At 46.7% G+C, this 20,763-nt stretch carries 15 protein-coding genes; 8 read left to right on the top strand and 7 right to left on the bottom strand.

All coding sequences use genetic code 11. The features are described from left to right. Nucleotides 1-32: 32 nt before the first annotated feature. The 4 genes from C8268_RS19660 to C8268_RS19675 all read right to left on the bottom strand — a co-directional run bounded on the left by C8268_RS19660 (nucleotide 33) and on the right by C8268_RS19675 (nucleotide 3,315). Nucleotides 33-764 carry a MerR family transcriptional regulator gene (locus C8268_RS19660; protein WP_106769233.1) on the bottom strand — a complete coding sequence of 244 codons (732 nt, stop codon included), beginning with the start codon at nucleotides 762-764 and terminating at the stop codon, nucleotides 33-35. A gap of 16 nt (nucleotides 765-780) precedes the next feature. After that, on the bottom strand, nucleotides 781-1,518 hold the full coding sequence (locus tag C8268_RS19665) for an ABC transporter permease (protein ID WP_106769234.1): 738 nt from the start codon (nucleotides 1,516-1,518) through the stop codon (nucleotides 781-783). Then, entirely contained in the window at nucleotides 1,515-2,231 is a 717-nt protein-coding gene (locus C8268_RS19670; protein WP_106769235.1) for an ABC transporter ATP-binding protein, read from the bottom strand. The genes C8268_RS19665 and C8268_RS19670 overlap by 4 nt, the downstream gene beginning before the upstream one ends. Nucleotides 2,232-2,415: 184 nt before the next feature. Beyond that, entirely contained in the window at nucleotides 2,416-3,315 is a 900-nt protein-coding gene (locus tag C8268_RS19675; protein ID WP_106769236.1) for a LysR family transcriptional regulator, read from the bottom strand. Nucleotides 3,316-3,448: 133 nt separating this feature from the next. Between C8268_RS19675 and C8268_RS19680 the strand changes: the two genes are divergently transcribed. After that, nucleotides 3,449-4,489 carry a zinc-dependent alcohol dehydrogenase family protein gene (locus C8268_RS19680; RefSeq protein WP_106769237.1) on the top strand — a complete coding sequence of 347 codons (1,041 nt, stop codon included), beginning with the start codon at nucleotides 3,449-3,451 and terminating at the stop codon, nucleotides 4,487-4,489. A gap of 10 nt (nucleotides 4,490-4,499) precedes the next feature. Further along, nucleotides 4,500-5,954, top strand: a complete 1,455-nt coding sequence (locus tag C8268_RS19685) for an aldehyde dehydrogenase family protein (RefSeq protein ID WP_106769238.1) — start codon at nucleotides 4,500-4,502, stop codon at nucleotides 5,952-5,954. 152 nt (nucleotides 5,955-6,106) lie between these two features. On the opposite strand, the gene C8268_RS19690 is transcribed toward C8268_RS19685, so the two are convergent. Next, the gene (locus C8268_RS19690) at nucleotides 6,107-7,747 is read right to left on the bottom strand and encodes a glutathione ABC transporter substrate-binding protein (protein WP_106769239.1); all 1,641 of its coding nucleotides are present in this window, start codon (nucleotides 7,745-7,747) and stop codon (nucleotides 6,107-6,109) included. Between the two features lie 136 nt (nucleotides 7,748-7,883). Between C8268_RS19690 and nikC the strand changes: the two genes are divergently transcribed. The 6 genes from nikC to C8268_RS23010 all read left to right on the top strand — a co-directional run bounded on the left by nikC (nucleotide 7,884) and on the right by C8268_RS23010 (nucleotide 12,502). Further along, complete coding sequence (nikC, locus tag C8268_RS19695; RefSeq protein ID WP_106769240.1) at nucleotides 7,884-8,777, top strand: nickel transporter permease; 894 nt, start codon at nucleotides 7,884-7,886, stop codon at nucleotides 8,775-8,777. Between the two features lie 46 nt (nucleotides 8,778-8,823). After that, a complete protein-coding gene (locus C8268_RS19700; RefSeq protein WP_106769241.1) occupies nucleotides 8,824-9,747 on the top strand; it encodes an ABC transporter permease in 924 nt (307 codons plus the stop codon). 33 nt (nucleotides 9,748-9,780) lie between these two features. Beyond that, on the top strand, nucleotides 9,781-10,794 hold the full coding sequence (locus tag C8268_RS19705) for an ABC transporter ATP-binding protein (RefSeq protein WP_106769242.1): 1,014 nt from the start codon (nucleotides 9,781-9,783) through the stop codon (nucleotides 10,792-10,794). Then, nucleotides 10,791-11,798, top strand: coding sequence for an ABC transporter ATP-binding protein (locus C8268_RS19710; RefSeq protein WP_106769243.1), 1,008 nt, complete (start codon nucleotides 10,791-10,793; stop codon nucleotides 11,796-11,798). The genes C8268_RS19705 and C8268_RS19710 overlap by 4 nt, the downstream gene beginning before the upstream one ends. A gap of 152 nt (nucleotides 11,799-11,950) precedes the next feature. After that, nucleotides 11,951-12,316, top strand: coding sequence for a hypothetical protein (locus C8268_RS19715; protein WP_106769244.1), 366 nt, complete (start codon nucleotides 11,951-11,953; stop codon nucleotides 12,314-12,316). Between the two features lie 12 nt (nucleotides 12,317-12,328). Continuing rightward, nucleotides 12,329-12,502 carry a hypothetical protein gene (locus C8268_RS23010; protein WP_199794874.1) on the top strand — a complete coding sequence of 58 codons (174 nt, stop codon included), beginning with the start codon at nucleotides 12,329-12,331 and terminating at the stop codon, nucleotides 12,500-12,502. On the opposite strand, the gene C8268_RS19720 is transcribed toward C8268_RS23010, so the two are convergent. Continuing rightward, a complete protein-coding gene (locus C8268_RS19720) occupies nucleotides 12,491-12,781 on the bottom strand; it encodes a hypothetical protein (protein ID WP_106769245.1) in 291 nt (96 codons plus the stop codon). The two genes, C8268_RS23010 and C8268_RS19720, sit on opposite strands and share 12 nt — an antisense overlap. Before the next feature lie 283 nt (nucleotides 12,782-13,064). Then, nucleotides 13,065-20,714 (bottom strand): pullulanase, encoded by a 7,650-nt coding sequence (locus tag C8268_RS19725; RefSeq protein ID WP_106769246.1) that lies wholly within the window; start codon nucleotides 20,712-20,714, stop codon nucleotides 13,065-13,067. Nucleotides 20,715-20,763: the final 49 nt, after the last annotated feature.

Raw genomic sequence — 20,763 nt, forward strand, 5'->3', positions numbered from 1 at the left:
TTCATTCCTTGGGCTAATACCTGTCACTCTGCCTATTCTTCACGTGTTATTAAAAGCTGTATAACCTCTTTCGCACTCTGTATCGCCTCATCAAGTGAATGAATTAAGCAATCTGTTACTGTAATAATGTCATCATCTGTTTCCGGCGTGTTTAACACACGCTTTACGTTTAACTCCTTCGACTTCTCTGCCTGCTTCAATAAGCGGAGAATTGCACTGATGGAATAATGAGCGGCTCTCAATGTGCGGATGATTTTTAATCGATTGATTTCTTTTTCCGAATAAATTCTATGCCCATCATCTCGTCTCGGAACCGTTATAAGACCATTTCGCTCCCAATTTCTGATCGTCTCCGCTGAAACCTTCAACAGATTGGCAGCCTCTACACGGGTATACGATTCATCAACGAACTCAGACTCGGTTCCGCCCAGCCATTTCTCAACAAGTTCGATCGCTTCCAGCGCTTGTGCATGTTCCTGTTTCAAATGAGTCAGATAATGCTCGGCGAGCTGTAGAGCAAGGCTAAAATGTTCTTCACCGCAGGCCTTCACGATATCTCTTGCTTTTTCCCGGATATGACCTTGAACGATCTCGCAGCGAAAAGCGCATCTCGCCACTCGCAGCTGAAACAAATGAACATCTGAAAACATGCGGTATCCGTTGTCCGCTCGTGGAACTGGCGAAATGTAACCCCATTTTTCATAAACTCGGACGGTATTCGGATGCACATTCGCTTCTTTGGCAATCTCTGTTGTTCTGTACACCCGAATCCCTCCTTTGTTACTTCCATTTAAAAAACTTGATCGCACCGCCTAGACCAAGAACAATACACAGGACAAGCACTGCAAAACTCGCAAACAGAGACTGAGCCGTCCCCCCAATCGAAACTTGCTTGAGAAGATGAATGCCATGAGATAGCGGAAAGATATTCATAAACCATTGGAAAAAACGCGGCATGATTTCGTATGGAATGGTCGCGCCCGAGAACAGCAGCATCGTAAAGTAGGCCAGCGAGCTCCACAAATTCGCTGATCTCTGATCAGGCACCACACTGCCGATGAAGATCCCGATGCTGTACATGGCACAAATAACAAAGGCATACGTAAGTAAGAAGATTCCCCATGAACCTTTCATCTCATAATCAAATAATAATTCATATACAGCCGTTACACCAATAAAAGACACCAACGCGGAAGAAAGCTGAATAACTACCTGCACGAGCAAAATATGCAGAGGGGACACAGGCGTCACCTGAAATCTCCTTAAAATCCCCCGGTGGCGATAATCAGCAATCGTCAGCGGCACCCCCATTACCCCTGTAGCAAGCACCCCGATCGTAATGAGCGCAGGATAGGATACTTCAAACATAGACGCACCGCCCACAGATGCATCTTTACTCAGCATATAACCAAACAGAGCTGCCAATATCATGGGAAACAGGATGCCGAATATAAGGATATCCATCCCCTTCCAGACAAGCTTCCCTTCTATTCTCAACATGGTCCAAAACATCGTCATCCCCATTCCTCTTCCCCTGCAAAATGTAAATAAGCTTCCTCTAGCGTCGCTTTTCCGCTAAGCCCCACTATTTCTTGAATTGTACCGCCTGCGACCGTCTGACCTTCTCGTAAAATCAACAACCGGTCACAAAGTGCCTCCACTTCATCCATATAGTGAGAAGTGAGCACAATGGACAGACCGCTCTCCTTCATCTTGAGCAGCTGCTTCCACAACATTCTGCGCGCCTTCGTATCGAGTCCTGTTGTTAACTCGTCCAAAAAAACTAGCTCCGGATTCGGCAGCAGTGCCAACAGTACGGCAAGACGCTGCTTTTCACCGCCAGATAGCGACTTGACGAGCTGTTTTTTCTTTTCCTGTAAACCAAAGGAAATCAGCAGCGGTTCAAGTTCTTGGGTTTCTTTATATAGAGCACGCCACTGAATGCACGCTTCCTCGACTGTAATGCGATCCTGAAAATTCGTTTCCTGAAATTGAACACCGACTTTTTCAAACACTTTCTTTCGTTCAGCAATAGGTGATTTCCCAAGTATGGACAGCTCTTTAAACTCACTTTTCTCCATGCCTAAAATCGCTGCTATGCTGGAGGATTTGCCGGCACCGTTCGCGCCAAGCAGTCCGAACACCTCACCTTTTCCAACATGAAAGCTTAAATCCCTAACTGCAACTTTTTCCCCGTATCGTACCGATAAATTTTTGACACTTAAAGTCATCTCTATCACCTCGCTTTTCGTTCAATCGCTTCACACTATATCAAATGAGGCATAGGGTGGTGTAATATTGGAGGGTTCACATAAAATTTTCTTACTATAAAAAAAAGCCCTCTGACCCACAGCGCTTGAATTCAATCATCTGAACTCTGTATTCGCTGCCCGGCCATGAGGGAAAAGGTTCTCTTCAAAGCGATCGCTCGTTATTTTGCTGTAAATGCTCAAAATAGTCGATGACGAAGCTGAAAAATTGCTGTGCCGCTTTCGATAAATAATGTTTTCGTGACCAGGTAATGCCCATTCTATACTGACATTCCATATCCTTTATCTTTAATCGATGGGGCAAAAATTGAGCTCTTTTCTTCCAGGCAAGCTCGGGGACAAAGCATATGCCCAGCCCTTGTTTAATCAGTAGCACAATGGCATCCGGCTCGTCCACCTCCATGATGTATTTTGGTGTAAATCCCGCTTCATGACAGTAACCTTCCATCAGGCTACGGAACCAGTATTCCGAACCCAATCCTAAAAAGGGCTCATCCTTAAGGTCGCTCATTCGTACTTCGCTTTGACCAGCTAACCGATGATTTTCCGGAACTACAACATAGATTTCCTCAGTTCGTAGTAAGCGCCATTCCAAATCAGAACCTTCGATCGGCCCTGTAATGCTTAGATCAATTTCGCCTTCTTCGAGCATTTTCTTGACAACCGTCGGCGGCTGTAATACCTGCCGGAAATGTATGTTCGGATACTTCCTTAAAAAGGCCCCTAGCAAATCAGGTAAAATGCTGGTGATCGATGTCGCTATCTTCACACTGCCTTCGCTCATTCCAGCCATATCGTGTATTTTCTTCTCTCCATCCTCCAATTCGCGAAATGCGCGTGTTACATGCTCCAAAAAAACTTTGCCAAACGAGTTCAGCCGGATATTGCGCCCTTGGCGGTCAAACAAAGGCACACCTACGTCTTCTTCCAAGCGTGCAATCGTTTTACTAAGTGAAGGCTGGGTCACATTTAACATCTGTGCTGCTTTGGTAATATGCTCCATTTCTGCAACCGCCTGAAAATATTTAAGCTGCAACAATTCCATGGAAACTCTCACCTCGCAATTAATAGATTTAAATTTATAATATCATAAATTAATATACATTATACTTTATGAATGGGTCCGGGGTATAATAACATCGAATCATCAACTTACAAAAAAATAGGAGCTGATAAAATTGAAGGCAGCTGTTCTGGAAGCATTTAATGAACCACTGGTTATTAAACAAGTCGAGTATCCGAAGTTGCAGCCAGATGGCGTTATCTTGAAATTGGAAGCTACCGGTGTTTGTCGCAGTGACTTGCATGGTTGGAGTGGACATCTTCCAGTCAAGGGCTTGCCGCATATTCTCGGCCATGAGATGAGCGGTGTCGTTGAAGAGGTCGGTAAAGATATCCGCAATTTTAAAAAAGGCGATCGCGTCATTGTTCCTTTTAGCCAAGGTGACGGTACTTGCCCATATTGCCAATCAGGCCATAACAATATTTGCGAAGATATGCGATTGGTCGGGTTTCATTTTGACGGCGGATTCGCTGAATATATTCACATTCCAGATGCAGATTTCAACCTTCTTCATCTGCCAGAAAATATCGATTTTGTAACTGCAAGCGCGATGGGATGCCGCTTTATGACCGCTTTTCATGGGGTTGTTTCCCGAGGTAACATCCGTCCTGGAGAATGGGTTTCCGTTTATGGCTCAGGAGGCGTAGGCTTGTCTGCCATACAAATCGCATCGGCTGCAGGGGCTAACGTCATCGCTGTCGACATTGCCGACGACAAGCTTGAATTTGCGAAGCAAATGGGAGCTGTCGCTACGGTTAACAGCAAGGAAACAAACGCACCGGAAGCGATTAAAGAAATTACAAAGGGCGGCGCCAATTTTTCCATTGACGCACTAGGGATTAATGACACCTTCTTGAACTCAATCCTTAGTCTGAATAAACACGGCCGTCATCTGCAACTGGGCATGAGCTCTAATCCGAACGGTGGAATGACACCGCTTCCAATCAATCTCATATTGCTTAACGAGCTGACGCTTGTAGGCTCTGTAGGAATGCCTGTCCCTGAATTCCGCCAAATGCTTCAAATGGTGGAAAGAGGGAAAATAGACCCTGGAAAACTGGTTACAAAGCAGATTGCACTGGATGATATTAACGAAGCGTTTGAAGATATGACGAAATATTCTGGATTTGGCGTTTCTGTCATTACAAAGTTTTAGGGGGAATCTTATGAGTGACAAATACTCGAAGCTGTATATCAACGGGATTTGGCGTGATGGTTCGAGTGAAACAATATACGATAATGTAAACCCTTACAACAATGAGGTTATCGCGAGCATAAAACTTGCAAATCAGAACGACATTGACGAAGCGTATGAATCGGCCAAGCAGGCCCAGAAAAATTGGGCCAAAACTCCGGCGGAAGAGAAGAAGAAAGTGTTTCACCGCGCTGTTGAATTGATGCAGGAAAGAAAAGATGAGCTTGTCAAAGCAATGGTGAAGGAAGCGGGCTGCTCCGTCATTAAAGCTTCTACGGAAGTGATGGTCTCCATAAGAATTATCGATGATGCTGTGAAATTTATCGATCGAATGGACAGCCCTCAAGTATTTCCTTCTCAGGTTCCAGGAAAGGAAAACCGGGTATATCGCCATCCTGCCGGCGTGGTTGGACTGATCGCACCTTTTAACTTTCCTTTGGTATCTGCAATTCGATGCCTGGCAGTTGCCATCGCGGTGGGTGATGCCGTTGTACTCAAACCGGACTCTCAAACGTATATTTCGGGAGGACCGATGATCGCTGATATTTTCGAGGAGGCCGGTCTGCCCAATGGAGTGCTGAATGTTGTTGCATTTGATCCCGCAGAAGTTGGAGATTATCTAGTGGAGCATCCGGTTCCGCGAATTATCTCTTTCACAGGCTCTACCACGGTTGGGCGACATATCGGTGAGCTATGCGGCAGACATTTGAAACGAGCATCGCTTGAGCTCGGTGGAAATAACCCCTTCATCGTGTTGGAGGATGCCAATCTGGAGCAAGCGGTCGATGCGGCTATTTTCAGTAAATTCTTCAATTCGGGACAAATATGTGTATGTACAAATCGATTCTTTGTCCATCGCAAACATTATGACGAGTTTATAGAACGTTTTGTAGAGCGTGCCAAAGAGCTCCCATATGGAAATCCATCTGATCCAAAAGTCGTCATCGGCCCGCTTATTAATGAAAAACAGGTTCAAAAAGTACTGGATATTGTGGAAACGGCAAAACAGGAAGGCGCACGTCTTGTGCTGGAAGGACAGCGAGATGGCAATGTAGTCACTCCATTCGTATTCGCAGACGTAAACCAACAATCGAAGCTTGCGCAAACCGAAATTTTCGGTCCTATCGCTACCATCATTCCGTTTGATACGGAAGAAGAAGTACTTGAATGGGCAAACAATACCGAATATGGTCTATCCGGTGCCATATTTACCCAAAATCTAGAAAATGGAGTTACCCTTTCTCGTCTGATCGAGAGCGGAATGACACATATCAATGATTCAACGGTAGCCTTCGATGTGAATGCGCCATTTGGTGGTGAAAAGGCATCCGGTATCGGCCACTATGGTGGAGACTACGGTTTTGAAGAGATGACAACAACCAAATGGATATCGGTACAAAGCGAGCCAAATAGATATCCGTTTTAAACAATAATTTGCTTAGCATAGTAGACGGATGTTCTCGTCTTTATATAGGCTAGCATTGGCGAAAAAAATCAACCAGCGTGCTCTCCGAACTTCATCGGATGCGCGGCTGGTTGATTTCATTTATAAAATGATTTGCAAGCTCTGGCTATTTTCTAAGGTTCAATCGATACACCATGCAGCTGCATAATGCCGTTCGGATGTCTCCAGTACCCCTTCACTTTGTCGCTGACACCATCCAAGTATTCCTGGTGATGAATGTACAGCATCGGAGCGAGCTCGACAAGCTTTTCCTGTACCTGCTTATATATGGCCAATCGTTTCTCCGGATCGTTCTCTTTACGTCCGTCGTCCAACAGTTTATCCAGCTCCGGGTCTTTCGTAAAGGTTCGGTTGCCCGGCTCCCCAGCATTTTTAGAATGATACAACAGATATAGTCCATAATCAGCGTCAGCGGTTACCGTAGACCAGCCAAGCACAAACATATCATGCTTGCCCGCGGCTGTCTCGGCCAAATAAGCGCCCCACTCCATCACTTCGATTTTGACGTCTACATTCAGCTCTTTCAGCTTCGACTGCACATATTCCGCAGCCTTGATCCGCTCCGCATTATCATTCGTCCAAATCGTCGTGGAGAAACCATTCTCATATCCTGCCTCTTTCAGCAGTTCTTTCGCTTTCTCCATATTATGCTCAATCGGCTTAACCGAAGCATCATAGCCATTGACGTTTGGAGCTAGCGGACCGACGGCAGGGATGCCCGTTCCCTCATAAATTCCAGAAATGATTTCATCTTTGTTGATTGCCATAGACAAAGCTTGACGTACACGGACGTCGTCAAAAGGCTTCTTCTCCATATTGAACCCGATATAAGACAGACTTAGCGAGGCCTGACGATTCAGATACGCACCATCCAGACTCTCTACACGGCTGAGGCTGCTTGGCGAGACAGGTTCAATAATATGCGCATATCCCGTTTCCAGCTCAGCAATCCGTGTGCCATCCTCACTGACAACCTTAAAGGTTACACTGTCTAATTTCGCCTTTTCTCCCCAGTAATCATCGTTGCGAACAAGCTTCACTTCCTGCCCTGGATTCCAGTTATCCAGCTTGAACACGCCAGTACCTGCCGGATTTTGGCTTAGGTATGCTCCTGCCTTTTCCCCAGCTTTTACTTTTTCGTAGTCCTGCTTAATAGCTTCGGCACTAACCATGCCCACTCCGGAATGAGCCAGATGAGCGAGGAGCGGCGAGAACGGATAGGCTGTAATAATCTGCACGGTATGCTCGTCAATCACCTTAACCTCTTTAATCATATCTACCAATGCCGCACGCGGAGAAGCTACCTCTGGGTCCAGCATCCGGTCAATATTCGCTTTGACCACCTCCGCATTGAAAGCCGAACCATCAGTGAATTTTAAGCCCTGGCGCAGCTTGAATTCCCAAGTAACATCATCCACCGCTTTCCAGCTCTCGGCCAGCCCTGGTTGAATGTTAAGATCCTTATCATGCTGAACGAGTGTGTCATAGATGTGGGTCGTCATGACACTGGTCTGCTGATCTGTCGACATATGCGGGTCCATCGAAGGAGGATCAGACAGCCAGGCGACAACAAGATCTTGCTCCCCTCCTTCAGCTGGCGGCTTTTCTTCACCTCCCGGCGCTTGAACATTACCGTTGTTTTCTTTTGGCGGCTTGTTCCCCCCGTTACTGCCTCCGCTGCAAGCCGACACGAACAACATCACCAAGATGACTAAAAGCGGAAAAAGCCACCTTAATCTTTTGCTAGCATCCATCAATAGAGCACTCCCCTTCGTAACGAAAAATTTAAAATATTTTATCCGTACTTAACATATATTTGAGTAATTCATATTTATACTAGAAATCTCTATTTAAACTTCGGTCAATTATTTGGAGAAAGGGTGATCGCCATTGCGTAATCAGACGGCAGCAGTAACAGCGGAAACAGGACAAAGCAGGGCTCGGCAACGAAGATGGAAATCTTTTTACACCCAGCTGCAAAAAAATAAGGCGGCTCTGTTTGGAGGCTACTTCCTTATCTTTATCATCATCGTCTCGATCATCGGTCCCTTCCTTACACGCCACGATCCGGCTATCGTCGATTATTCTGCCAAACTGCTAAAGCCTTCAGCCGAGCACTGGTTCGGCACAGATCATAATGGAAGGGATATATTCACACGCATCATTCACGGCATGCCGCTTACATTGTCCGTCGGCTTCGCCTCGGTTCTGATCGGAGCGCTGTTCGGCATCATCCTCGGTGTTGTCTCCGGTTATTATGGCGGCAAAATCGATTCTGTCATCATGCGGATCACGGATATCATGCTTGCTTTTCCAGGGCTATTACTGGCACTGGCTATTGTAAGCGTTCTCGGAAAGAGCTTGTTCAACGTCATTATCGCTGTCAGTATTTTTTCCATTCCGACGTTTGCCCGGATTGTTCGAGGATCAACGCTTGCCGTGCGCAAACTAGAATACATCGACGCCATGCGCTCACTTGGGGCAAGCGACAACCGGATCATATTCAAGCATGTTTTACCGAACATTATGTCCCCGATTATCGTTCAGTCCACCCTCCGTATTGCGGTTGCCATTCTGACAGCCAGCGGTCTTTCCTTCCTTGGACTTGGAGCGCAGCCGCCGGCACCGGAATGGGGAGCGATGCTCAATGACGGCCGGAACTATATAACAGAGCACCCGCATATCGCCCTTTTTCCCGGCCTTTCCATCGTTCTGGTTGTGGTTGCCTTTAACCTGCTGGGTGACGGTTTGCGGGACGTACTCGATCCGAAATCGAAAAAATAGCGGTCTTGATTCAGGTTAAAGTCTAAAGAAAAGGAGTCGGTACAGCATGCTCATGTATACCGTTCGAAGGCTAATTCAAACGATCCCGGTCATCATCGGAGTGACGATTATTGTCTTTCTGCTTATGCATCTCATTCCGGGCGATGCAGCGCAGGTCATTGTTGGAGAAGGCGCTCCGAAAGAAAAAGTCGAGCAAATCAGAGAAAGCCTCGGCTTGAACGATCCACTTCCCGTACAGTATTGGAACTATGTCAGCCAACTGATCCAAGGTGATTTGGGAGACTCGATTCGCAGCAGCCGCCCGATCGTGGATGAAATTTTCACAAGTCGTTTCTGGGTGACTGTGGAGCTGGCGCTTTACAGTACGATACTGGCCGTGTTTCTCGGCCTGACCGCTGGCATTATTTCCGCGGTAAAAAGAAACTCCCCTGCCGATGTCGGTGTTATGCTGATCGCCTTGTTTGGTCTGTCTATGCCGAACTTCTGGCTCGGCCTCATGTTGATTCAATATTTTGCCGTTGATTTAGGATGGTTTCGGCCCTCCGGCTGGGGAAGCTGGTCGCAGAACGTTCTCCCGGTCATTACGCTCGGCACAGGCGGCGCCGCCATGATTGCAAGAATGACACGTTCCAGTATGCTGGAGGTCATCAGCCAGGATTATATCCGTACCGCGAAGGCCAAGGGCGTTCGGGAGCGCGTCGTCATATACAGACATGCTCTGAAGAATGCGATGATCCCGGTCATTACCGTTATCGGCCTGGAATTCGGCGGCCTCTTGGGCGGGGCTGTACTGACAGAATCGGTATTTGCGGTAAACGGCATGGGACGTTATGTGATTGACTCAATCCGGGCGAGAGACTTTCCGGTCGTTCAGGCTGCGATTCTGATCATCTCCTTAACGTTTGTGCTTGTGAATTTACTGGTAGATATCTCCTACAAATATTTCAATAAACGAATCGATTTCGATTGATCATAGAATCGCAAGGGAAAAGGAGTGAGAACGATGAACGCGAAACAATCAGTACTGGAAATCAAAAACCTACAGACTTCATTTTTTACAGACAGCGGCGAAGTCAGGGCGGTAGATGGCGTAAGCCTAAGTGTCCGCAAAGGCAAAACACTTGGCATCGTAGGCGAGTCAGGCTCCGGAAAAAGCATCTTATCTCTATCGATCTTGCGCCTCATCTCAGAGCCGGGCCGCATCATCGGTGGTGAAATGATATATAACGGGGAAAATTTACTGAACAAAACGGTGAAGCAGATGCGCAACATCCGTGGAAATCAAATATCGATGATTTTTCAGGAACCGATGACCTCATTAAACCCTGTCTTTACGATCGGGGACCAGATTGCAGAAGCCTATCAAGTTCATGAAAATATGAGTAAGCGACAGGCAATGGATAAAGCCGTAGAAATGCTGCGTCTCGTAGGTATTCCTTCCCCAGAAAAAAGAGTGAAGCAATATCCGTTTCAGCTTTCTGGGGGAATGCGCCAGCGGGTTATGATCGCCATGGCTTTGGCCTGCAATCCCGATCTGCTTATTGCGGATGAACCGACAACCGCACTTGACGTAACGATACAGGCGCAAATTCTGGATCTGATTCGGGAACTGCAGCAGAGGCTGCATATGTCGGTTATTTTCATCACCCATGATCTTGGTGTGGTCGCGGAAACCTGTGATGATGTTGCTGTAATGTACTGCGGCAAAGTCGTGGAATTCAGTGATGTCCATACGCTGTTCAAGGAACCTAAGCATCCATATACGGTTGGGCTGATGAATTCGCTGCCTCGCCATGACATCGATCAGGAAGAGCTTGAAGCGATCAAAGGTTCTGTGCCGAGCCCCTATGCCGGACTCACCGGCTGCTGGTTTGCACCGCGCTGCCCTCACGCGCAGGATCTGTGTCGTGAAGCTTTGCCTGAGCTTACGGAGATTGGCGACAACCATAAAGTACGCTGCTGGATGTACAGTGATCTATGGAATCCAAACCAAACAGAGCCGGAGGTAAACACATGAGTAAAGAACTTCTGACCGTAAATCATTTGAAGCAGTATTTCCCGATCAAGGGCGGTGTCTTTGGACGAACAACCAACTATGTTAAGGCGGTAGACAACATCTCTTTCACCGTCTATGAAGGAGAAACTGTCAGTCTCGTAGGCGAATCGGGCTGCGGTAAATCTACGACAGGACGTGCCATTTTGCGATTGGATGAACCGACCTCCGGTGAAGTGATTTTTGAAGGGACAAACCTGCTTTCTCTAAATAAAAAACAAATGAATCAAAAACGAAAAGACCTTCAAATGATCTTCCAAGACCCTTATGCATCACTTAATCCAAGGAAAACGGCAGTGCAAATCCTGGAAGAGGCGATGGAGATTCAAAAGATCGTACCCAAAGATAAACGGCGGCAAAAAGCCATTGAGCTGCTCGAAACTGTCGGCTTGTCATCTCACCAGGCCGACCGCTATCCCCATGAATTCAGCGGTGGTCAGCGGCAGCGAATCGGTATCGCCCGGGCGCTGTCTGTCAATCCGAAACTGATCATTAGCGATGAAGCGGTATCGGCCCTCGATGTTTCCATACAAGCCCAGGTGCTTAACCTGATGAAATCACTGCAACGAAAGTTCAAATTGACATACCTGTTCATTTCCCATGATCTTGGTGTCGTCCGTCACATATCCGACCGAATCATTGTCATGTACCTAGGAACGATTGTAGAGATCGCTGACAAAAAATCATTATTTCATCAACCGCGCCATCCTTACACCCGCGCTCTTCTCTCTGCAATTCCAACCCTTGATCCTGAACGAAAAACCGAACGCATTTTGCTAAAAGGTGATGTTCCCTCACCGATCGATCCGCCAAGCGGCTGTCGGTTTCATACTCGGTGTATGTACGCAAGTCAGCGGTGCAGAATTGAAAAACCCGAGCTGCGTCAAGTACAGGAGGGGCACGAAAGCCATCTTGCAGCCTGCCATCATATCGAGGAAATAGATAGCGGTGCGGTACTGCCGCGCTGATTGAGGAATAAGCTCACAAACGAGCACCGTTGCTGAACGGTCTCGTTTTTTTATTTCATATTAAAGTGTAGAAACGAACATCATAGAAAGAACGCTCATTGCGGAACGTAACGGGTCACTATATAATTGATATAAGAATGAGGAGGTTGAATATGAACTACACCATTAATCTGTTTGGTTACAATGTCGATTGTACATTTGAGGTAGGAACGGAAGGCTTGAGCATCAAAATGTCAGAGGAAAACCAACAAGCGTTAAAACAATACCTCATCCGTGTGTTGCCTAAGTATGGGAGAGAGGCCTCTAATGATTCTTCGCTGGAAACATTAATTGAACTCGCAATAGATGCTGAGAAGACAATAGAAGGCCGCCTGGTAGAGCCAAAACTAAAGTTACCTTATGAATTTCAGCCGGAAGTGAAAGAAAAGCTCATTGAAGCAGCTGCACTTCAAAACATGTCTGCAACTCAATTACTCATTCGCATCATTGAAAAAAAATATCAAGAAGTCATGGGATAGGAGGGACATTCGTTGGCATACGGTAATAAAGTAAAATTTCACTATGATGTACCAGCCTACATTAAAAAGCAACTTGCTGAAGCTGCAAAGAAATTGAACATGACAGCGACAGAACTTCTAACAAGAACCATTGAAGAAGAATACGAACGCGTTATTAATGAGAAAAAACAAAAATCAGATCGTTGAGGAAGCGAGCTGCGCAAAAGCTTGTATTTGCTCCAAAAATAAACTTTGGTAATGGTATTCATTGCCGATTTTTTCGTATACAAAAAGATGACATAAATTATAAGATTCATCTTGATTAAGCTCAATAAGATAAACATACAGCGTAGGAGATTTATCATCTAATTTAACATAAAACTTGGAGGTCATACTTGCCTCTAGTAACTCAGCGATATGATGCTGCATTTCAGACGGGATTATAGAAAGATCAATGGGACAAGCGTGACCTTCATGGATCGTCATAAGATACCATACCTCCTTTATTGCATTTATACTAAGTACCATGTTATCCCATTATACCAAACATGCGTTCGTAAGTTAAGAGGAATTCTCTATATAATAAATTTCTATATAGTAAATTTAAGAGTTGATTTTCTTTAACAGGATAAAGCATGATTTTTGATTTTATACTAAACTTTATCTTTTACAAAATGGACCTTATAGACGCAAGCAGGCCACCCAAGATTAAAATAAATCTTCGGGTGGCCTGCTTCTATTTTTTATTGGTAATTCCTCATTTCAGTTCTCATTGAAGCTGATTCAGCAAATTCAGCATGGCCTGTGCACTTTCTGCCCGGGTTGCCGCTGCCTTAGGTGCAAATGTACCGTTCGCATGCCCTTTCATCAAGCCCAAGGTTAAAACTTTGTTCACCTTTGGGGCTGCCCAAGCTGAAATTTGATCTTTGTCCTTAAATATAGGTACGCCCGCTGAAGTGGAACTATCCCCCTTCAACTCGTAAGCGCGCAGGAGCATTACGGCCATTTCTTCACGCGTGATCACGGCATTCGGTGCAAAAACATTCTTGCCTTTACCGCTCACCAGCCCATGATGATGAGCTGCTGCCACTGCCGATGCGTACCAGGCTTTGCTGTCCACATCTTTAAATGCCGCATTTCCTTGACCTTCATCATCCAGATTCAAGGCCCGAACTAGCATCGCTGCAAACTGTGCCCGTGTCAGCTGTTGATCAGGGCTAAACAACGCATCGCTTGTGCCCATCACAATCTGTTTGGCTGCAAGCTCTTTTACTGCATTTTCAGACCAGTGACCTGAAAGATCAGCAAACGATTTATTGTATTCCAATACAGCATACTTACCAAAATGGCTAATCTCTGCAATCAGCTCTCCATCCTCAAGCTTGCCACCGGCGTAATCGAGCTTGCCTTGATCGGATAAGGCGTAGATTCCTGCCAATTTCCGATTGACTCCGGTATCAACCGCAAAACGAAGTATTACAGGTGCTGTAACATGATCCAGCTTATGCACCGTGCCGTCCTTCATTTGTACGGAAAGATCGAAATCGTACATTTGGCTTCCAAGCTTCAGCTTCGCGTTCTCGGAAGCCCCTGCTTTACTGACGAGAGATGACGCTGTCTCCCTCGGAATTTCTTTCAGCTTGAATGAAAATACTGCAGCCTTCGCTTGATCTGCTGGCACCCGTTTCCCCAATTCCTTAAGCCATGACGAAGGCAGCTGTACGGTCAAGCCGTCTCGTTTCAGTTCAAGCGGTTTAGAACCGAGTATATCTCCGGCTTTCACCGGAATCAGAACTTCCTGATCTTTGGCTCCAAGCTCAATCGTCACTTGGCCGCTGCGAAGCGATTGTTCACTAATGATGATTTGACCGGTATTCGGCTTCGTTCCCGGAACGGTTGAATCGCCAGGAACGACCGGAGCGGTCGATGAGCCGCTATCGGCTCCATCATTTTCAGTACCTTTATCCGGAATTTCTTCTTTGTCGTTTCCATTCTCTTCACTACCGTCATCATTTCCGTCGGTTTCCGATGGAACCGCAGCCAGAATAACCGTTCCTCCATCAGACATGCTTGGCAGAGTTATTGTCACCTTCTGGTCACTGGATACGTCATATACCGTTCCACTGTACAAATCTTTAACGCTGCTACCCGCCGCAAATGGAACGGACAAAGTAACCTGTTTCTCTTCCTTCTTCACATGGATAGCAGTAACGATATGCTCACCTTTATATTCCTTGTCAAATGCGATGTAACCATCAGCATCAGATGCTGCAATCGAGGTGCGTTTACCTTTAGAGAACACTTTCGAGTGATCGGCACGAATATTCAGCAGTTTTTGATAATGCGTCAGCAGCTTCTTCTCTGCCTCCAACTGATCCCAAGGCATATCTCCCCGGTTCTCGCTTAATTCGCCCTTGCTCATATCTCCCGCATTTTTGCCGGAACGCCCAAGCTCCTCACCGTAATAAATAACCGGCTGGCCTTTAGACGTAATCTGCAGAGCTGCCGCAGCCATCAGCTTCGCTTTATCTCCACCTACATAATGGGACAAGAAACCATCCTCATCATGACTACTCAGAAATTGTCCCATCATTTTAGTGTTGTCGAGTTTCGCTTCACGATCAGCAAGATAAGCTTCAACCGATTCCACATTGCCGTTTACAAATTCCTTGGCCTTCTCTTTAAAACCAAAATCGAGCAAGCTGTCCATTTGGCCGCTTTGTAGGGTTCCTCCATCTTGATCCACGGTAGCGCCAAAGTATTCCCCGATCATTTTGAAGTCCGGATTGATCTTCGTCAGTTCATTTTTAAACGCCTTCCAGGTCGTTTCATCTACGTGCTTAACTGTATCAACGCGGAAGTAATCAATCGTATCTCCCCGATCTGTTCTGGCACGCTCCAGCCATCCGGCCTGCCAGTCGATAATCTGCTTTCGAACGTCCGGATTTTCGGTCATGAAATCAGGAAGCCCGGCCAGATCACCTTTTACAGGATCTACATCCGAAGAGAGTCCGTCTGTCCGTAGCATATTGGAAAAACGGTCCTTATCCTGCTGCGTGATGCCAGGCGCGTTGTCCCCCGGCTTTAGACCATATCCCGTGTGATTCAGAACGACATCAACCATGATTTTGATGCCTCTGTCATGCGCCTTGTCGATCAGCTCTTTAAAGGTATCCAAATCACCCAAATGTTCATCGATCTTCGTAAAGTCCTTGGCCCAATATCCGTGATAACCATACTGCTTACCGTTGAACGAAGCACCCTGGTTGAAGTCAATATTATCAACAATCGGTGTAATCCAAAGCGTATTCACGCCTAAATCCTCAATGTAATCAAGCTTGTCAATGAGACCTCTGAAATCCCCTCCGTGATAAGCTTCCAAATGGCTTTTGTCTGCATCCGCATTGTTGGATGGATCACCATCCATAAAACGGTCGGTAAGCACAAAATAAATCCGCGCCTCATCCCAGTCAAAATCGAGCTTGCCCGCAGAGGTTCTCGGCTTCACGGTTAATGTCACTTCCCCGGTATGTCTGTTGCCATACTCGTCTACGAGGGTGACCGGAATCTGTTTCCGGCCTGCCGTTACCGTGTCCTTCACTGCAATCGTTTGCTCAAACAGCTCCGGATCGAGCTTCACTTTAGCCGGACCTCCCACTTCCGTCAGGTCCATATAAGCTTCCTTATAGGCAACAGGCTCAGAGGAAGTAACGTTAAGCTTCAATACTGCATTTTCGTTATAACTAATAGAGCTTGGGCTCACCGCTGCCCCTAACTTAACTGTGGGCTTAAGGTAGGTAACCTGTGATTTGCCGTCCACTGTATTTTTCGGATCGGTCACTTCTTTAGTCGTCCCATTATAGGTCACAACAAAGGAATACTCGTAAGTGCCTGGGGCAACCCCTTTCAGCGTATAGCTGAACCATTCCTTATCAGGAACGTAGCTCATCTTCTCCAATTTTCCGTCGATGTTAAGCTTAACATCGGTGAGCGTATCCATCTGCCCGTCGCGGAACAGTCGATCGTCCCGATATAAAAATGTGATGTTGCCGTCCTCAAGAACAGGGCCCGAAATGCTTGGCAAAATGTCTATCGCATGAACCATGCTCGTTACGTTTACTTTTGTGACAGCTTCTCCAGGCGTAAGCAGAATTACCCGATCAGCCGGGATATCCTGCTTGGCTGTACTCCAATCCTCCCCTTTGCGAAGGACAAAACCGACACTGGTCGTTTCAGGAGCCACTTCAATCAAAGCGGTAGCCACACCATTTTCAAACTGGGTAAAATCGATCCTATCGTTCTTCACTCCCGTGTTCCAAACCCACAAGTTCCAATCCTTATAATCCTGATCCGGACGGAGATAGTTAAACTGGACATATCGTTTGTCATCTACCGGATCAACCGTGACGGTAACCGTAATCTTCTGCTCGAAGCCACCATAAGAAACGGTAATAACGGCCTTTCCTTCCGCAACTCCCTTCACCAAACCTGCTGCAGTTACGCTTACAACCTCTGTATTGCTCGAAACGTAAGTTGCATTCTTCGTTACATTTCGTTTGCTGCCGTCATTATAACCGGCCTGAACGGTTGTCTGATGTGTTGTCCCCGTCTGCAGTGCATAGCTGTCTTTATCTACGGACAAGGAATTCTGTACGGCAGCCGCCGCGTCCATTTTAATAACAACCGCCGTCAAAGGCTCAAGTGTAATCGACTGAGAAGTTAAGGTGAACCCGGATTCGTTCTTCACCTCCGTGGCGCCCGCTTCGTCATGATCAACCAGAACTAAACCGGAGGTCAGATTTTCGTTTAGCGTCAAGGTTCTTTCTTTCGTATCCGCATTTACAAATACATAATAATGGCCTGTTCCATCCGTAGCTTTGTTTTTGTACGCGATCACCAGGTCCTGAGCCTGCACTTCAGGGATTGGCAAAAGCGTCACATTGCTATCTACAAGCGATTGATCACCCAATCGGAACGCATCGGTCGATTTTCTTAATTCAATTAACCCGGTTGTATATTCTCGCGTCTTGTTGTTCTCCGGATATTTCGTTTCATTGGTTGCTTTTTCCCAATCAAACTTATTGATCGCATCCGATGAGTCATAGGAGTCATGAATAAAGTAACCGAAGCTCTTTCCTGTCTCATCCTTTAATTCATGGTACTTCTGCTCTGGTGTGCCTTGACCGAACCACTGTTTCGTCCGGCCATATTCCTGTCCTGCATGAAGGAATGCCGTACCTTGCGAGGTCAGTGTGAGCAGGTTGCCAAGACGGATACGTTGATGAATCTCCCGATCATTGGCCGCAATCGAAGGGTCCTTCTTGATCGACTGGGCAATGATATCGTACAGCGGCAGGTTGTCATGGGCTTCAATATATTGAACCATGTCACCCGGGTCATCTTCTTTCGTGTTTCCAGGCTGTGCCTTGATATTGTTAAAAATCGTCTGGATGTCGCGCTTGCCGCCGGTAATGAATCGCGGCTCGCCTTCGTTTCCGAATCCGGATTTTAATTCGTTACGGAATTCATCGGAAAACACGCCCACGTCATCCGTTTGATCCATCCAGTTTTGGTCCGCGCCTTTGCCCGCTAAGGAAGGGTCCGACAGATGCCCGCCGAATGTTACCCACCCTTCACCAATGAACAGGGCATTCGGATTGATGGCGGCGGCTGCATCGTAAGCGTTCTGTACCGATTCATAGGTGGCATCCCCCATCATGTCCCAGCGCATACCATCGATTTTATATTCTTCAAACCAGTATTTAACGGAATCGATCATCAGCTTCTCGGCCATTTTACGGTTGGTTGCCAAATTGTTGCCAAAGCCTCCAATGAAATTGCCGTTGGCATCCTGAAAAGCATAATAATTAGGCACGATATCATTCAGGAAATCAGCCTTTGCCATATGCGTGTACACAACGTCCAAAATAACGCCCATTCCCGCTTCGTGTATCGCATCAATCATTGCCTTCAGCTCTTTAATTCGAAGCTCCGGATCTTTAGGATTTTCGGAATAAGCACCATCTGGCGAGAAGTAGCTGTGCGGGTCGTAACCCCAATTGTATTCATTGTTTTGTGCCGAATACTCCAGCTCTCTTTCCTTCATCACCGCTTCATCACCGTAATACCATGCCATGACAGGAAGAAGCTGAATATGCGTGACGCCGAGGGATTTAATATAATCGAGCTTCTCCTTGAAAGCATCGTAGGACCCCCAGGTCGCATGATTGAGATCATCTTCAATTGAAGGATCAGACGTAAAATCCCTCACATGAATCTCCCAAATGATTGCGTCTTCCCTCTTCTCATAACCTGGAATGTCCGCAAAATCATAGCTGGCTGGATTCGTCTGACTCAGATCCACGATGGCAGCCTTGCCAACGGTATCCCCGTCCGGTTCAGGCTCGCCCTTCGTATTGACCCTGAATTCGGCCATAGATTTGGCATACGGGTCCAGCACTGTTTTGGTCACCCCGTTATGGGTCACTTCATATTGATAAAAATAGCCTCTAAAATCCGGAACCCCGAGGTCTCCCGGCTTCAATTGAACCGACCAGACCCCTTTCTCTCCTTGAACCAGGTCAACACTTCCGATCAGCTGAACTGCATCATCTTTGCTGTATACGTTCACGGATACGGCGGTTGCCGTCGGCGCCCACAGCTTTAATTGCGCTCCGCCAGCTTGATAAGTCGCACCGAGATCATCACCGTCATAGTAATACATCTCATCGATCATTCTCCAACCGGTGGAGGCAGCTACTGTTTTTCCGGCGTACGTTACCTTTAAAGGCAACGCTTCCAAATTGAACGGTGCAGCTAACTCAACGGTTGTTTTCCCGGTTATTTCAGCATGGTTGATGACGACTTCATTGCCGTCTTTATCCTTAATCTTAAGTCCTTTCTTGAGTGAATCCGCTTCCAACCCATCTGTCATCGTAAACCCGAGCTGGATTTTCCCAGGAGATAATATTTCGGCTGAGACAAGTCCTGTCGACACTTCTCCGAACGGGGATACGTAGACGGTGTCATCTCCCTCTTTAATAAACAGATGCTTAAACCGATCAACAAGGGCAAAGCCTTTGTCACCGCCATCCTTACCAGCATCACCCTTGGACGGATCGAGCACTAAGAAGTTCAGCTTCTGGGCGTCAGGTTTCATCGGAATGTCTACATAGGCTCCATAGCGGTCTTCCTGCCCTGCCGGGAACATCGTAGCATCTTCTGGCCATTCACCGGATGGAGTTGCAACGTCATCACCCCATAGCCATAAGCCATATGCATCATAGTTCTGATCCTGTCTTTGATAGTGAATGCGCACGGTATCTGCTGGAAGCTCAGCCGGCTCGAAATTGTAAACCGTGTCAGAGCCTTCCTTTAGCCATACTTCGTTCATTTCGGGTGAAACGATAGCGAAGTTTTTGTCGCCGCCGTCTTTATTGCCGCTAACGCGGTCCACGACGACCAAACCGACCTTCTGTGCTCCCGCCTTCAGCGGTATATCTACAAATGCGCCATAGCTGTCAACCTGCCCATTCGGGAAAGGGGTTGCGCCGTTCGGCCAGTTTGTGGACGGATCTTCCACATCATTAAAAGTCCATAATCCCATATTGGTATAGTTGTTGTCGGTCCGTTGGTAGTGAACTCGCAGATGATTCGCAGGCACCGGATCAGCGGGGTCTACGGGATCAGCAAGCATTGTATAATCCGCCTCTACGCTGTTATCCTTCGCATAGTACCTAAAAGTCACCTGCGATTTTTGCGGAAGTTCAAGCGTTTCTCTGGACGGCGGATATACTTCACTATCACTTCCGTCACCCAAAGCGATCTGGTACTCATGTTTTCCATCATAAATATCGGCCGTTACTGAATACACATTGTCATAATCATGATCCTGCATGATCAACTTCGCATCTGCAGCCGACCAGTCAGCAGCTTCACCGATGACGGATTGGAAACTACCGATCACTCTTGGCAGTTTATCTGCTGGCATCGACGTGTAATATGTAGAATCCGCAATCTTGTGCGTAAGATGATGATAGTAGAACGTCACCACAGTTTCCTGATCGAGCGTAATTTTAATATTTCCGTCCTGCTGAGCCCCATCCTGATTCGTGTAATTGGCGAATCCGTAACTTTCATCCCAGGAACCGTTTATCGCTACCTTGTACTGATATGTTCCAGGTGGCAAAGTCCTGGTTAATCGGTACTCGCCATTACCCATATCTGTCATGGTTGTAGCTTCTGATGCTGGGTCCCACTCTTCTCCTCCAAATTTCGTCTGCAGGTCACCAACTAACACAACCTTGGTTGGTGGAGCATTGGCATCTGCCTGTACAGGAGGAATACCGAGCATGGATAATACGAGTGAGATTATTACAATGATAGACCAGGTTCTCTTGCTAGCTGCGCTCATTCTCATTACAGCGGAGCCTCCTTCAATGATTAGTAGTTTCTTTGTGACGCCCCTT

Origin of the sequence: Paenibacillus faecalis (assembly GCF_900289175.1) — a bacterium.
Classification (GTDB): Bacteria; Bacillota; Bacilli; order Paenibacillales; family Paenibacillaceae; genus Paenibacillus_AQ; species Paenibacillus_AQ faecalis.

Bases quoted from the DNA above. Each gene is read 5' to 3' on its own strand.
- C8268_RS19725 (WP_106769246.1), bottom strand. From the start codon at position 20,714: ATGAGAATGAGCGCAGCTAGCAAGAGAACCTGGTCTATCATTGTAATA.
- C8268_RS19665 (WP_106769234.1), bottom strand. From the start codon at position 1,518: ATGACGATGTTTTGGACCATGTTGAGAATAGAAGGGAAGCTTGTCTGG.
- C8268_RS19690 (WP_106769239.1), bottom strand. From the start codon at position 7,747: ATGGATGCTAGCAAAAGATTAAGGTGGCTTTTTCCGCTTTTAGTCATC.
- C8268_RS19675 (WP_106769236.1), bottom strand. From the start codon at position 3,315: ATGGAATTGTTGCAGCTTAAATATTTTCAGGCGGTTGCAGAAATGGAG.
- C8268_RS19715 (WP_106769244.1), top strand. From the start codon at position 11,951: ATGAACTACACCATTAATCTGTTTGGTTACAATGTCGATTGTACATTT.
- C8268_RS19710 (WP_106769243.1), top strand. From the start codon at position 10,791: ATGAGTAAAGAACTTCTGACCGTAAATCATTTGAAGCAGTATTTCCCG.
- C8268_RS19705 (WP_106769242.1), top strand. From the start codon at position 9,781: ATGAACGCGAAACAATCAGTACTGGAAATCAAAAACCTACAGACTTCA.
- C8268_RS19685 (WP_106769238.1), top strand. From the start codon at position 4,500: ATGAGTGACAAATACTCGAAGCTGTATATCAACGGGATTTGGCGTGAT.
- C8268_RS19670 (WP_106769235.1), bottom strand. From the start codon at position 2,231: ATGACTTTAAGTGTCAAAAATTTATCGGTACGATACGGGGAAAAAGTT.
- C8268_RS19720 (WP_106769245.1), bottom strand. From the start codon at position 12,781: ATGACGATCCATGAAGGTCACGCTTGTCCCATTGATCTTTCTATAATC.
- C8268_RS19700 (WP_106769241.1), top strand. From the start codon at position 8,824: ATGCTCATGTATACCGTTCGAAGGCTAATTCAAACGATCCCGGTCATC.